The following is a 12672-nucleotide window of genomic DNA, read 5'->3' on the forward strand; positions in this document are numbered from 1 at the left end:
GGGATCCGGTTTCGCGCCCGGACGCTGCTGCCAGCATCCGGGCCCATCGATAACTCCAGGTGCTACTTCGCTGGCGGCGCGGGTCCGATAAGCTCGATTTCCGCCAGGGCTCTCGCAGCTCCGCCCACAGCTTGCACAAACGTCAGCTGGTAATACGCATAGCTACCAGGCTCGCGCACACCAAATGCCCGCGTCTGGCGAGGCCACGGGAAGCTCTCGTTCTGACGCGTATCCAGCGTGCGCCAATGCTTGTTGTCGGTGGATGCCTGCAACTGCCAGCCGGACGGCGCTGCTGCGCTGGCGCCAGAGGTCAGCGTGAGCATATCCACGCGCCGTGGCTGCGGGAAATGCCAGCTCACGGTGGATGGCGCCGCGGGCAGCGTGGCTTCGGTGTTGCTGTCGTTGTCGAACAGAGCAGCCAGCTGCGGGATCACCGGGGTGCTGGTGGTTTCGCCCTGCGCTGCATCGGTGATGTCGCGCAGCGGCTGCGGCTTGCCCTGACTGCTGAGCGACGGCGGCAGCGCGGCCTCATCGCTCGCCCAGTGGGAAGGCTTCGGAACCATCACGAATGCCAGATTGGCACCCTGCGCCAGCAGCACATGTGGCAGGGTCAGCTTGTTCCATGGCTGGCCATTCACACGCAGGCTCTGCACGTAGCGGTTGGTATCACTGACCGCGGATGCATCAATCACGATGTGCTTGCCGTTCTCCAAGCGGATGTCCATGTGCGGAAAGTAAGGCGCGCCGATCACATATTCGGGCGTGCCCATGCGCAAGGGATAGAAGCCGGCGGCGCTGAACACATACCAGGCGGACATCTCACCGTTGTCCTCGTCGCCAAGATAGCCTTGGCCAATCTCGCTGCCGACATAGAGGCGCGACAGTACGTCGCGTACTTTGTCTTGCGTCTTCCACGGCTGGCCGGCGTAGTCGTACATGTAGATGATGTGGTGCGAGGGCTGGTTGCTATGGCCGTATTGGCCCATGCGCACATCACGCGCCTCGAGCATCTCGTGGATCGCTTCACCGTAGCTGCCGACATGAAAGTTGCCCGGCGTGGCGAAGAACGCATCGAGCTTCGACGCAAGGCCGGCGCGGCCACCGTACAGCGCGGCGAGGCCTGCACCGTCCTGTGGCGCGTGGAAGGCCATGTTCCAGGCATCGGTCTCGGTGTAGTCGCCGCCCCAGCGCAATGGGTCGAACGTGGCCTTGTCGTAGCGCCAGTGACCGGCGGCATCACGACCAACGAAGAAGCCGACTGCTGGATCGAACAGGTTGATGTAGCTTAGCCCGCGATTGCGGTAGTAGCGTGCATCGTCGGCGTAGTACGCAGCATACGGATCGTCCACTGCCGGTCGCGCAGCCAGCGCGCCGGCCAGGTTGCCGATCGCGAAGTCATTGATATAGCCGTCCATCGACCACGACAGTCCCTCATCGATGCCAGTGTCGGTATAGCCGTTGAAGATCGAACGCTGCAGCCCCTTGCGGCCCGTGCCCTGCAGCGGGCTAACCACGGAAGCGTCTTTCAGCGCCGACTGATAGAACGAACGCACGTCGAAATTGTGCACGCCTTTCAGCCACGCATCGGCGAACGCCACGTCGGCGCTGGTGCCGACCATCAGGTCGGCGAAACCGGGTGATGACCAGCGCGCGATCCAGCCGCCATCGCGATACTGCTGCACGAAGCCGTCGATCATCTCGCCAGCCTGGGTCGGCATGAGCAGCGTGTAGGCCGGCCACGCCGTGCGGTAGGTGTCCCAGAAACCGTTGTTGACGAACACCTTGCCGTCGACGATGCGTGCGCCGGACTGGGTGGGTGTGTCGGCGCCGGTCGGTGCGGAGAATGGGCTGGCGTAGCGATAGACGGGCTGCGCTACCGTGCCGGTGTTTTCGTAAGCTTCGTTCGGATAGAGAAACATCCGGTAGAGATTGGAATACAGCGTGGTCAGCTCATCGCGACTGGCGCCGTGCACGCTGACCATGCCAAGCAGCGCATTCCAGTGCTGCTGCGCACGTTCGTGCACTTCATCGAAGCTGTCGCCCGGCGCGATCTCCAGCGCCAGATTGTGCCGGGCCTGATCGACGCTGATCAGCGAGGTGGCAATGCGCAGGTTCACCGTCTTCTGCGTGCGGGTGTCGAAGCCGAGCCACGCGGCGACATGGTCGCGCCCTGCACCGGTGAGCTGGCCGCTGTGCTGTATCGGTTGATCGACCGAGCCATAGAAGAACAATCGCGTCGCGCCGGCGGACAACCGACTCTTCACATCCGAATAGCCGCTGAAGCTTCGCGACGCAGGGTCGAGCGTGATGCCGCCGTGGTCGTTGATGTTGTCGAACACCAGCTGCGCCTGCGGCCCGACGAAGGTGAAACGGAACATCGCCGCGTGGTCGGTCGGTGTCATCTCGGTGACGAGGCCGTTGTCGAACGCGACGCGATAGCCGTCAGCGCGGGCCGTCTCATGGTCATGGCTGAAGCTGAGTGAGCGCGCCGCGCGGTCGAGCAGCGGCACGCCATCGGGCTGCGCCTCCGGCATCAACTGCAGGGTCTGGCGATCACCCATCCAGGGGCTCGGTTCGTGCGACAGCGCGAACGCCTGCAGGCGAGGCCGATTGTCCGCACCGTTGTGCGCCTGGTACTGGTAGAGCCAGTTGCCGCTGGCATCGGTTACCGGCGTCCAGAAATTGAAGCCGTGCGGCAATGCCGTCGCGGGAAACGTATTGCCGCGGGAGAAATCGGCGTTCGCATTGCTGCCGCGCCGCGTGTCCACGAAGTCGGCTGGTTGCCGCCGTGTATCGGGCGCCTCGGCGCCGATGCGGATGTCATCGATGTAGCCTTCGAACGCGGCACCCGGCCCGTCGTGGTCAAGCACAATCTGGCGGATGTGCCGCCCCGCCGCCACGCGGCCAACGTCGATCGATACGACGTTCCACTGGTTCGGATAAAGCGTACGGCCGTCACCCTGCGCGCGCGCCGTGGCACCCATGCGGTGCTGATCGAGCGCACCGCGTGTCGACAGCCGGCTGCCGTCGTCGAGCACCAGGTCCACCACCACGTAGTTCGCCGGGTTACGCAGATCGTCTTCCACGCGCTGGGGAAAGATCACATAGGAAAGCTGGGTGTCGGCCCGCACCGGCAGATCGACATCGAACAGGCGCAGCTGCTGGCTGCCATCGGCCCGACCCCGGTAGTGCAGCGAATGCAGGCCGCTGAAGCCGACGTCGGGCTTGGCGTTGAGCGCTGCCGCCTTGCCCGGGCCCCCATCGATCTGCGCCGTAAACGCGGCACTGGCCGGTACCGCCGACGGCGTAGGTTCATCGGCTTCGAACGAGGTCTGGAAGACGCCCGGATTTGGCTGGGTCAGCGGCTCGCCACGCAGCTTGGTTGCGCTGCCGCCGAGCGCCCCGACCATCCCCGCTGCGCACAGCCACAAGGTGCGGCTCCATGGCGATGCCTTCATACCGAATCCTCTGAACTGTGCGAAAACAGCGGCCATACCCGTGACGCCATGGGTACCGTGAGAGCTGGCACCAATGGCGTATCGCCACGAATCGACCGGAAAGTCCGGGTGCTGCCATACCCGTAAGTGCTACGGAATGACACGCGGAACAATCCGATTTGAATCGATCTAAATTTGCTGTGTCAAGCCGTGCTGCAGCAACTTCCGCACTTCAGTCGACGTCGAGCACACCGTGCATGAGGGATACACAGGCGCCGCCCACCTGTGCCGTGATCACTCCGCCCGCCTTTTGTGCCGTGAGTTTCAGCTGGCTGGGTCGGCCCATCTCGACGCCCTGGGTCACCTCGAAGTGGAATTGGCCATCGGTCGCCGGATCCAGGCTCGCCAGCAGTCCGGCCAGCGCGGCGTTGGCGCTGCCGGTTGCCGCGTCTTCGGCCGCTCCCAGCAGCGGGCAGAAGGTGCGCGCACGTAGGCGCGCGTTGGTCGCCGATGCTACCCGTGCGTAGACATACATCCCGCGCGCCGGGTGTTTTTCCAGCAGCGTACAACTGGCGTCGGCGTCCAGGCGAATGCGCCCCAGCGCTTCCACGTCGGTGAGTTCCACCATCACGAAAGGCAGCCCAACCGAAGCTTCGCGGGGCGCATGCCGGTCGAGCAGGACATCGGCCGGATCCAGTCGCAGGCATGCAGCGATCGCCGCAACTTCGAACGTCTCACCCAAACGCAACGGTTCGGGCGCGGTGAGAGTGGCGCCCTTCACCACGCCCTGTTCCCTCTGGATGGACACCGGCACAATGCCGGCCAACTCTTCGAACAAGGCAGTGTCACCGATGCGTCGGCCGAACACCTCGCCCATGCGCGCCAGTACAAACGCCGTGCCGACGTTGGGATGGCCAGCAAAAGGCACCTCGCCGGCCGTGGTGAAAATGCGCACGCGTGCGGTATGGGCCCGATCGTCCGGCGGCAACACGAAGGTAGTCTCCGCGAAGTTGAACTCGCGCGTGATCGCGAGCATCTGCGCGGTCGTCAGCCCTTCGCTGTCGAGCACGACCGCGAGTTGATTGCCACCGTGCGGATGTTGGGTGAAGACGTCGGCAACGACATAGCGACGGGACGGCATGAGCGTTCTCCTGGATGACGGAAGCACCAATGGGTAGCCCGGATCGCAGGCGCCCCGTGACCGGTCAACCGGTCTGTCGTTCGGCTGACTGGTCGGCGATCGCGTTGAAGCGCTGGGCGATGTAATCGTCGGTGAAGCTGGTCATGCCGTAGCCGCGAATGAAACCGCAATGGCCGCCGTGATCGGCAATGTCGAGCTCCACGTTGGCGGGTACCCGCAGACGCTCGAACGCGTTGACCGGAATCACCGGATCGTCGCGCGCGGTCAGGATGGTAGCGGGGATCTGCATGGCCATCAGCGCGTCATCAGCCACCGAATAGCCGTCCAGGTATTGTTGCAGTGTCTTGAAGTCGGTATGCCGCAGCACCATCGCCTCGGTGAGCCCACGCAGGTTCTGCTTCAGCTCGGTCAGCTCGAAATACTCGTGCTGCGGAAACGCCGCCTGCTTGGCCTGCAGCGAGCGACGCCACTTGTGCATGAAGTAGGCCTGGTAGAACCAGGGCGCCGATTCTTCCAGCGAGAACAGTCCCTCACCGGGATCGATGATCGGGCACACCGCCAGCACGTAGCTCAGCGGAATCCCGACGCGCGAGGTCTGCAACGCGGCACGCAATGCGAAGTTGCCGCCCAGCGAAAAACCGGCCACGGCCATCGGGCGTGCCGGCCAGCGTTGCGCGATGTCGCCCAACGCATGGATCACTTCGTCGATACGGCAAGAATGGAACAGCGCCTCGTTGAGCGAATGACTGTCGCCGTGATCGCGGAAATTCAGCCGGAAGATGTCCCAGCCATCGGCGAGCAGGCGGCTGCCGGTCTGCAAGACATAGGTGGAATCGACGCTGCCTTCCCAACCATGAAACAGCACGGCAAGGCCGCGCGCCTTCGGCTGCACGGCCTGCGCGGTGTACGCGCCGGTGAGCCGCACCCCACCACCGCCGTCGACCACCACGGCCTCGGCGCCTTCCAGTACTCTCTGGGCCGCGCGTGGCAACAACATGCGACGCACGCCGCTGGAGGAGAGCATGGTCTGAATATGGCCGCTACGCAGCGGCCATGGTGGGTGGAAGTCGACCCCGCGCAGCAGACTCATGCGACAGCTTCACTCACCGTCGAGTCGCCCAGTGCGGCGGCAATGCGCTCGCGCGACTGCTCGGCCATGCGTCGACGCGCATCCGGTGCGGCCGGTACCGGCGTGAGGAAATGCACTTCGGCATCCATCGGCGCGCCGCCAAGCAGCCGCAGGATGTTTTGCGCGAAGCTTTCGTCTTCGCGGAAACCCGCGTCGATGATTCGTTGGCCGTCACGCGCAAAGCGCAGTGCGACCGGCTGCACCGGTACGTCGGCATCCAGCGCCGCCTGGAAGATGCGCGCGTGAAACACCTTGAGTACGCCGTTGTAGCCGGTGCCGCCTTCCGGGAACACGGCCACCGAACGCTTGGATCTCAGTCGCTCGACCATGACCTGCATCACCGTGGACAGCGAGTGGTTGCTACCGCGCCGATGAAAGATCGTGCCACCGTTGGCGGCCAGCCAGCCGACCAGTGGCCAGCTGGCGATCTCCGCCTTGGCCACGAAACAGGCCGCGCGCTGGCTATGCAGCAATTCGATATCGGTCCACGAGGTGTGATTGGCGACGAACAACACCGGATCGGGCAGCGGCTGGCCGATCCGCACCGAACGCAGGCCGAAGATGCGCAACAAGGTGGTTGACCACCAGCGGATCATCCGGTGCACGGTCGGCTCACGGCCATCCTTCATCACCGCGTGCTGGTTCCAGCTGAGCACCAGCGAGCACAGCAGGATGCCCAGCACGATATGCAGCAACAACAGAGGAACGCGCCAGAGATAGCGCAGCGGGCGTAACGGGTCGTGCTCGGTGGCGATGATGGTGTCGTTGCTCATTAGTCGATTAGTTTAGCGTTACTTGGCATGGACGCCATGCGCTGGCGTTTGGTGTTCAAGGCACTGGAGCTCTCAGGCAGCCGAGCGGAAAGCCGGTACTCTCATTTCTCCAGCTGTGTGAGCGGCAGCGACGGCGAGCGTTTCACCGTGCGCAGCACGAAACTCGAATTGACATCGGCAACGCCCGCGGCATTCAACAGATGGTCGAGCAGAAAGCGCGAAAAGTCCTTGAGGTCGGCCACATGGACGTGCAGCAGATAATCCATGTCGCCGGTCAACGCGTGACAGGCCACTACCTCGTCCCAGCCGTTGACGTGCTCGACGAAACGCTCGATCGCTTCCGCTTCGTGCTTGCTCAGCTGCACCCGCACGAACGCCTGAAGACCCAGGCCGACGGCTTGGGGATCGATCTGCGCGGCGTAGCCGGTGATGACCTTGTCCGCCTCCAGCCGCTGCAGCCGACGCAGGCACGCCGACGGCGACAGGCTGACCCGCTCGGCCAGCTCGGCATTGGTGATGCGGCCTTCGCTCTGCAATACGCCAAGCATGCGCAGGTCGGTACGGTCCAGCGTGGTCACGCGCAAGATACCTCTCTCAAGACACCATTATCCGCAATAAAAGTGCATCCATAGGCCAACTTACCGCAACAAAACAATCTTCGTGTGCTGGATCAGCCGTATGCTGTTGTTCTATACCCGAAGCCACACCGGAGTACGCCATGGATACCCCCCGCAAAGTCGAACACCAGCAGACCGATCGCGGTTACGTGCCGGTTTACGCCACCGGTGTGGTCGAGCAGCCATGGGCAAGCTATTCGCGTACCGACCACGAGGTGTGGGACACGTTGTTCAAGCGCCAGCGCGAGATGCTGCCCGGGCGCGCGTGCAAGGAGTTCATGGCGGGCGTCGAACGCTTCGGCCTGGGCGACGGCGGCATTCCGAAATTCGCCGACCTCAACAAGGTGCTCGGCGCCACCACCGGGTGGGAAGTCGTTGCCGTGGAAGGCCTGCTGCCGGACGACGTGTTTTTTGATCACCTCGCCCATCGCCGCTTCCCGGTCAGCTGGTGGATCCGAAAGCCGGACCAGCTCGATTACCTCAGCGAACCGGACCTGTTCCACGACCTGTTCGGCCATGTGCCGCTGCTGCTCAATCCGATCTTTGCCGACTACATGCAGGCCTACGGCCGCGGCGGCATGAAGGCATTCGCGATTGGCCCCGAAGCGCTGATGAACCTCACGCGGCTGTACTGGTACACGGTGGAGTTCGGCCTGATCAACACCGACGAAGGCATGCGCATCTACGGCGCCGGCATCGTCAGCTCCAAGGGCGAATCGATCTACTCGCTGGATTCTCCTGCGCCGAACCGCATCGGTTTCGGCCTCGAGCGCGTGATGAGCACGCGCTACCGCATCGACACTTATCAGCAGACCTACTTTGTCATCGACAGCTTCGAGCAATTGTTCGAGGCGACCCATCCGGACTTCACCCCGATCTACACGAAGCTGCACGAATTACCCGCACACGCTGCTGGCGACGTGCTCGACGACGATCGCGTGTTCACTCGCGGCACGCGCGAGGGTTGGGCGACCAACGCGGATACCTGAGCACCCTGCTTCCCGTCGATGGACTAGGGCCGGCTAATCAGCCGGCCCTTTTTATTGGGCACGCCGTCGAGATTCATTCGACCCGCGATCATTCGTGTCATGCAGTCGTCGGACAACAACTGCAAAGCGGCAGCCGGGCCTCTTGCTTAATGCGTTCAGGGAAGACCTGTCGGTGGCCGCACCAAGCCAGGGTTTTACGCCTTTTTGACCTTGCTTGCCTTCGCGCGCGGGCCCGGGGCCGCGTTCTTTTTCAATTTCGTCTGGTTGTACTCAATGGCAGCACGGACGAGGCCTTTCAGAGCGCGCTTGTTGATCTTGTCGCCCTCGAAAAAATCGATCGCCCGCCATGTGCTGCCTCCGAGCCCTGCGTTGAAGAGCTTGTCGGGATCTTCGAGCTGCGCCCCGTGAGAAAAAGTAAGCTTCACCTTACCCTTGTGCGCATTGGCGACCGCGATCATTCCGTCACGAGACCACACCGGGCTTCCCATCCACTTCCACTCTTCGACGATTTCCTTGTCGACCTCAAGGATGGCATTGCGAACGTCAGCGAACGTCTTTCCACGCCAGTCTGTGATTCCTTCAATCAGCTGGTCAACGCGTTCCAATCGATTCATGGGATTCTCCGGGCCCTTTCTGGCCATTCGATTTTCAACCGACGACGTCTTGGCTCAGCGCAGCTGCTGGATACGGATCATGTTGCCTGCGGGATCGCGAACGGCGCAGTCGCGAACCCCGTACGGCTGGTCGGTCGGCTCCTGAACGATATCGGCGTCGCGAGCCTGTAGCTGCTCGAACGTGCCCTTCAGGTCCCTCGTGGCCAGGAGCAGGATGCCGAAGGTCCCTTTGGCCATCATCTCGGCAATCGTGCGGCGTTCGTCGTCGGTGACGCCGGGGCTCGCATCCGGCGGATACAGCACGATGGAGGTGCCGGGCTGGCCCGCGGGGCCGACCGTGATCCAGCGCTTTCCGCCATATCCGACGTCGTTGCGTACCTCGAAGCCGAGGTTGTCGCGATAGAAGGCCAGGGCGGCGTCCGGGTCGTTCTGCGGCAGAAAACTCGCGTGTATGGTGATGTCCATGGTGCCTCTCTCAGCGGTGGTGAAGTCCTCGGCGGTCAGTCTAGTTCCGGCTCGGTGGGCGGCGCTTCTCGATTCCTGATCGGCCGGGTCACCTGTTTCGCCATGCAGGAGGGGATCCCCTCCGTCGCGTGCGTCTGCTGGCGCCGATAGGTCCCGGGTGACATGCCGACCAGCTCGGTGAACCGCGTGCTGAAGGTACCCAGCGACGCGCAGCCGACCTCGAAACAGACCTCGGTGACACTGAGGTCGCCACGACGAAGCATCGCCATCGCCCGTTCGACGCGCCGCGTCATCAGATAGGAGTATGGCGATTCACCGTAGGCGAGCCGGAACTGGCGGCTGAGGTGACCGGCTGACATATCCGCACCACGGGCCAGCGCCTCGACATCCAACGGCTGCGCGTACTCCCGGTCGATCCGGTCGCGAACGCGGCGCAGCCGTGCAAGGTCGCGTAAATGCTGCGCTGTGGTGGGTTTGCTGGTCACCCGCATGATCGTTTCACGTCGTGCCGGAACGCTCAAGCCCGTGACGTAGTGCTGGCAATCCCTCGTTGCGGCCCGAGATGGCTGGAGTTGCCCGTGGAGAAGATTATCGGTCTGTGTCAGACCGAATCGAAGAGCGCCCGGCGATGGCGTGACGTTCTGTTTTGAGTCGAAGACGGTTCGCGGAATGCCCGCTTCACGATGCGTGACGTTACAACCACCATCGCGGAAAGCGGTGGGTCACTTGACTGTCACGGCTCGAATCGGATCCACGGGCGATGACACCCATATTTCGTCGCCAGACTGCATTACAAACACATATCGCCCCGCTTCGACGCAATCGACTTCCAGCACTGACTGCGATGGCCCCCAAGGCCGCTCCGATGGAATGCTCACTTCGGTAACGTCTTCAAAGACGATTGAAAAAGGATGCTGTAAATCGCTACTTGGTACCCCGTGGAAGTGCAGGGTGCACCGTCGACCTGCCCAATCGAACACGATTGACGCGAGCGTCGCGTCATGCAGCCCCATCAATGCCTCGGGAACGTCACTCACACGCGCACCTCACTCGCAGCCATGCGCAGCGTACCTGTGCAACGACGATGATGGGAAGTAGCGGTTCACGCTGAATTGGCCGCATTCGACTCGGAGCGCATGGTCTGGTCGAGCATGCATCGCCTTTACATTCGCGGCGAGACCATAGCGTCGTAGAACTCCCGGCCGGCCCTCTACTCCGGCCTCTCTCTTGGGAATCTGACTATGCCAACGGCTCACACCGATCAGGGGATCGTTCGTATCCGGTCCGCACAAAACGTTCCGCAAACCATGGAGAAGCTCGAGCAGCTGTTCCGTGCCCACGGGTTGACGATCTTTGCGCGCATCGACTTCAGCGGGGACGCCGCACGTGAAGGGCTAACCATGCGCCCGGAGCAAATGCTCATCTTTGGAAATCCCAAGAGTGGGACACCGTTGATGCAACAAGCTCCGACAGTCGGGCTGGATCTCCCCTTGAAAGCACTGGTCTGGGAAGACGATCAGGGCGCTACCTGGGTGGGTTACAACACACCCGACTACATCACGCAGCGGCATGGCCTGCCCTCTGCCATGAGCGCGAACCTTGCCGGCGCTATTCCTCTCCTGCAACAAACTTCGGAATAAGTTGAGTCGGCGCAGCTAGCGAGACGCCCAGGGCATTGAGTGCCATGCAGACATTCAAAGCCGGAGCGCCGAGGAAGATCACTACATGCGCTGTCCGCAGTCGCATCGAGTGATGATCATTTGTGTTCGTGCTTCAGCATGTAGTCAACCACGGTCACGTATTCCTTGAAGTCCAGACACTGGTTCTTCTCGGTGTCAAACATCGACATCGGCGGCGCTGACGTGCCGGCGTTCTTGATCAGTGTCAGGTGGGCGTACTCCGCCGCGTTCAGGCAACCGTTCTTGTCGGTATCCATCGCCACGAATTGTTCGTGCAATCGACGCAGCTCTGCCTCCGCTTGCAGCTGATGCCAGCCGGCGCGGAATTCGGCCGGCGATAACGCGCCGTTATGATCGGTATCCCAGCGGGTAAAGAGCGCATCGGCTTCATCGGCTGGCGGCGCCGCCGCGGCTGGTGTCTTTGTCGGTGTCGCCGGGGTTGACTGCGCCTGCACCGCGTTCGCGATGAGCAGCGTCGCGATAAGACACACCGCATAACCTACCCTACTCCCACGCCTGTTCATGACGTCACACCCTCCGGCTGCAACTCCGTCTCGAACGTGATGAGTTCCCGGATCTCGGGCGTACGAAGTCCCACCATCATCGGGTTGCGCACATTCGGCAGGAAGCACAGGTCGAAGATTTCGGAGATGTCGCCCTCGAAGCGGATCCAGTGCAGCACGTCACCGTTGGTGAGCGAGATGATCTGCACACCGCACCACGGCTCAACGTCGTGCTTGGTCAGTTCTGCATCCAGCTGCAGCCCTTCGAAGCGCTGGTTTCTCGGCTTGGACAAACCCACCGCCGCAGTGTTACCGAAGATCGACAGGCCGCGCACAAACCCGGGCAGGAACGCGTGCGGTACAAACGACTTGGTCGCGAAGTCCACCCAACCCAGATGACCGGCGCCCGCATTGAGCACCCACAGCTTGCCGTTGGCCCAACGCGGCGAATGCGGCATCGACAGGCCTTCGCAGACGATCTCGTTGGTGTCGATGTCGATCACCACGCCACCGTTGTGGCGCCGGTCGCGCCAGCCATCCACCGCATCGCTCTTGCAGACCGCAGTGACGTACTTGGGCGCGCCGTCGACCATCGCCAGGCCATTGAGGTGGCAGCGATCTTCCGGTGCCAGCTTGGTAATGAAGTCCGGCTTCCAGATCGCCTTGAAGCTGTGCGTCTGGCTCAGTTCGGCGAGACAGGAATACTTGGTGTTGATGAAGACGACCTTGCCATTCTTGCGAATGCCCAGCTCATGGATATCCAGGTCACCGATCGTCTGCGCGTTGCGCGGCACATAGCATTTGTCGAACTGGCCATGGATCACCTCGTTCGAACGCAGCACGTTCTCGAAGCGCCACAGCTGGTACAGGCCGCCCAGGTAAATGCGCTGGGCATTGCCGACGATACCCATGGCGCGCTCGAACAGACGCTCGAAGAACGACACGCGGCCGAGCTTGTCGCTGCCGACCAGGTACACGCGACCGGTCTGGTAGGAGGAAATCGCCAGGGAGAGGTTGCTGCTGGCCAGCCAGGCGGCCAGTCCGCGCGAACAGCTTTTCTCGACGTTCGGCTGAGGCGGCTGGGCTACCTGTGCGGGCGCCGAGCCAGCCGGTGTGGCAACTTCGGGGACAGACGCTGGCGAGGCAGCTTCGGCACTGACGGACTGCAGACCCACGGCCATCTCGCCCTTGTCGCCGACTTCCTGCAGGTTGGTATCGGACGCTTTATCTTTACTTGCCACGGAGTTCTCCACCATCTTGTTAGGGTCACGCTTCAACAATGAATCCTGTGCGTCGCCCAAGAGTACGCCCTGGGCGTGTGACGC

12 protein-coding genes are annotated in these 12672 nt (G+C 62.6%); 2 read left to right on the forward strand and 10 right to left on the reverse strand.

Annotated elements, in window-relative coordinates:
- Positions 1–62: 62 nt before the first annotated feature.
- From HDE77_RS10085 to HDE77_RS10105, 5 genes are all read right to left on the reverse strand, one after another.
- Positions 63–3458, reverse strand: coding sequence for a GH92 family glycosyl hydrolase (locus tag HDE77_RS10085; RefSeq protein ID WP_255482637.1), 3396 nt, complete (start codon positions 3456–3458; stop codon positions 63–65).
- Between the two features lie 211 nt (positions 3459–3669).
- The gene (locus HDE77_RS10090; RefSeq protein ID WP_184417189.1) at positions 3670–4578 is read right to left on the reverse strand and encodes a PhzF family phenazine biosynthesis protein; all 909 of its coding nucleotides are present in this window, start codon (positions 4576–4578) and stop codon (positions 3670–3672) included.
- 64 nt (positions 4579–4642) lie between these two features.
- On the reverse strand, positions 4643–5668 hold the full coding sequence (locus HDE77_RS10095; protein WP_184417190.1) for an alpha/beta fold hydrolase: 1026 nt from the start codon (positions 5666–5668) through the stop codon (positions 4643–4645).
- The gene (locus tag HDE77_RS10100; protein ID WP_184417191.1) at positions 5665–6480 is read right to left on the reverse strand and encodes a lysophospholipid acyltransferase family protein; all 816 of its coding nucleotides are present in this window, start codon (positions 6478–6480) and stop codon (positions 5665–5667) included. Before HDE77_RS10100 ends, HDE77_RS10095 begins: the two co-directional genes overlap by 4 nt.
- 101 nt (positions 6481–6581) lie before the next feature.
- Positions 6582–7058 (reverse strand): Lrp/AsnC family transcriptional regulator, encoded by a 477-nt coding sequence (locus HDE77_RS10105; protein ID WP_184417192.1) that lies wholly within the window; start codon positions 7056–7058, stop codon positions 6582–6584.
- Positions 7059–7198: 140 nt separating this feature from the next.
- Here HDE77_RS10105 and phhA point away from each other — a divergent pair, with 140 nt between their 5' ends.
- The gene (gene phhA, locus HDE77_RS10110; protein ID WP_184417193.1) at positions 7199–8086 is read left to right on the forward strand and encodes a phenylalanine 4-monooxygenase; all 888 of its coding nucleotides are present in this window, start codon (positions 7199–7201) and stop codon (positions 8084–8086) included.
- Between the two features lie 194 nt (positions 8087–8280).
- Here phhA and HDE77_RS10115 read toward each other — a convergent pair whose 3' ends face one another.
- The 3 genes from HDE77_RS10115 to HDE77_RS10125 are packed head-to-tail and all read right to left on the reverse strand — an operon-like array spanning position 8281 to position 9656.
- The gene (locus HDE77_RS10115; RefSeq protein ID WP_184417194.1) at positions 8281–8700 is read right to left on the reverse strand and encodes a DUF1801 domain-containing protein; all 420 of its coding nucleotides are present in this window, start codon (positions 8698–8700) and stop codon (positions 8281–8283) included.
- A gap of 54 nt (positions 8701–8754) precedes the next feature.
- Positions 8755–9165, reverse strand: coding sequence for a VOC family protein (locus HDE77_RS10120; RefSeq protein WP_184417195.1), 411 nt, complete (start codon positions 9163–9165; stop codon positions 8755–8757).
- 35 nt (positions 9166–9200) lie between these two features.
- Positions 9201–9656, reverse strand: a complete 456-nt coding sequence (locus HDE77_RS10125) for a helix-turn-helix transcriptional regulator (protein ID WP_221444215.1) — start codon at positions 9654–9656, stop codon at positions 9201–9203.
- A gap of 816 nt (positions 9657–10472) precedes the next feature.
- On the opposite strand from HDE77_RS10125, the gene HDE77_RS10130 reads away from it, so the two are divergent.
- On the forward strand, positions 10473–10805 hold the full coding sequence (locus HDE77_RS10130) for a DUF302 domain-containing protein (protein WP_255482639.1): 333 nt from the start codon (positions 10473–10475) through the stop codon (positions 10803–10805).
- A 116-nt stretch (positions 10806–10921) separates the two neighbouring features.
- On the opposite strand, the gene HDE77_RS10135 is transcribed toward HDE77_RS10130, so the two are convergent.
- Positions 10922–11368, reverse strand: coding sequence for an EF-hand domain-containing protein (locus tag HDE77_RS10135; protein ID WP_184417197.1), 447 nt, complete (start codon positions 11366–11368; stop codon positions 10922–10924).
- Positions 11365–12588 carry a TIGR03032 family protein gene (locus HDE77_RS10140; RefSeq protein WP_343206089.1) on the reverse strand — a complete coding sequence of 408 codons (1224 nt, stop codon included), beginning with the start codon at positions 12586–12588 and terminating at the stop codon, positions 11365–11367. The genes HDE77_RS10135 and HDE77_RS10140 overlap by 4 nt, the downstream gene beginning before the upstream one ends.
- Between the last annotated feature and the right edge of the window lie 84 nt (positions 12589–12672).

Origin of the sequence: Rhodanobacter sp. MP7CTX1, assembly GCF_014205795.1 — a bacterium.
Lineage (GTDB): Bacteria > Pseudomonadota > Gammaproteobacteria > Xanthomonadales > Rhodanobacteraceae > Rhodanobacter.

Bases quoted from the DNA above. Each gene is read 5' to 3' on its own strand.
- HDE77_RS10090 (WP_184417189.1), bottom strand. From the start codon at position 4,578: ATGCCGTCCCGTCGCTATGTCGTTGCCGACGTCTTCACCCAACATCCG.
- HDE77_RS10135 (WP_184417197.1), bottom strand. From the start codon at position 11,368: ATGAACAGGCGTGGGAGTAGGGTAGGTTATGCGGTGTGTCTTATCGCG.
- HDE77_RS10115 (WP_184417194.1), bottom strand. From the start codon at position 8,700: ATGAATCGATTGGAACGCGTTGACCAGCTGATTGAAGGAATCACAGAC.
- HDE77_RS10120 (WP_184417195.1), bottom strand. From the start codon at position 9,165: ATGGACATCACCATACACGCGAGTTTTCTGCCGCAGAACGACCCGGAC.
- HDE77_RS10130 (WP_255482639.1), top strand. From the start codon at position 10,473: ATGGAGAAGCTCGAGCAGCTGTTCCGTGCCCACGGGTTGACGATCTTT.
- HDE77_RS10100 (WP_184417191.1), bottom strand. From the start codon at position 6,480: ATGAGCAACGACACCATCATCGCCACCGAGCACGACCCGTTACGCCCG.
- HDE77_RS10125 (WP_221444215.1), bottom strand. From the start codon at position 9,656: ATGCGGGTGACCAGCAAACCCACCACAGCGCAGCATTTACGCGACCTT.
- HDE77_RS10085 (WP_255482637.1), bottom strand. From the start codon at position 3,458: ATGAAGGCATCGCCATGGAGCCGCACCTTGTGGCTGTGCGCAGCGGGG.
- phhA (WP_184417193.1), top strand. From the start codon at position 7,199: ATGGATACCCCCCGCAAAGTCGAACACCAGCAGACCGATCGCGGTTAC.
- HDE77_RS10095 (WP_184417190.1), bottom strand. From the start codon at position 5,668: ATGAGTCTGCTGCGCGGGGTCGACTTCCACCCACCATGGCCGCTGCGT.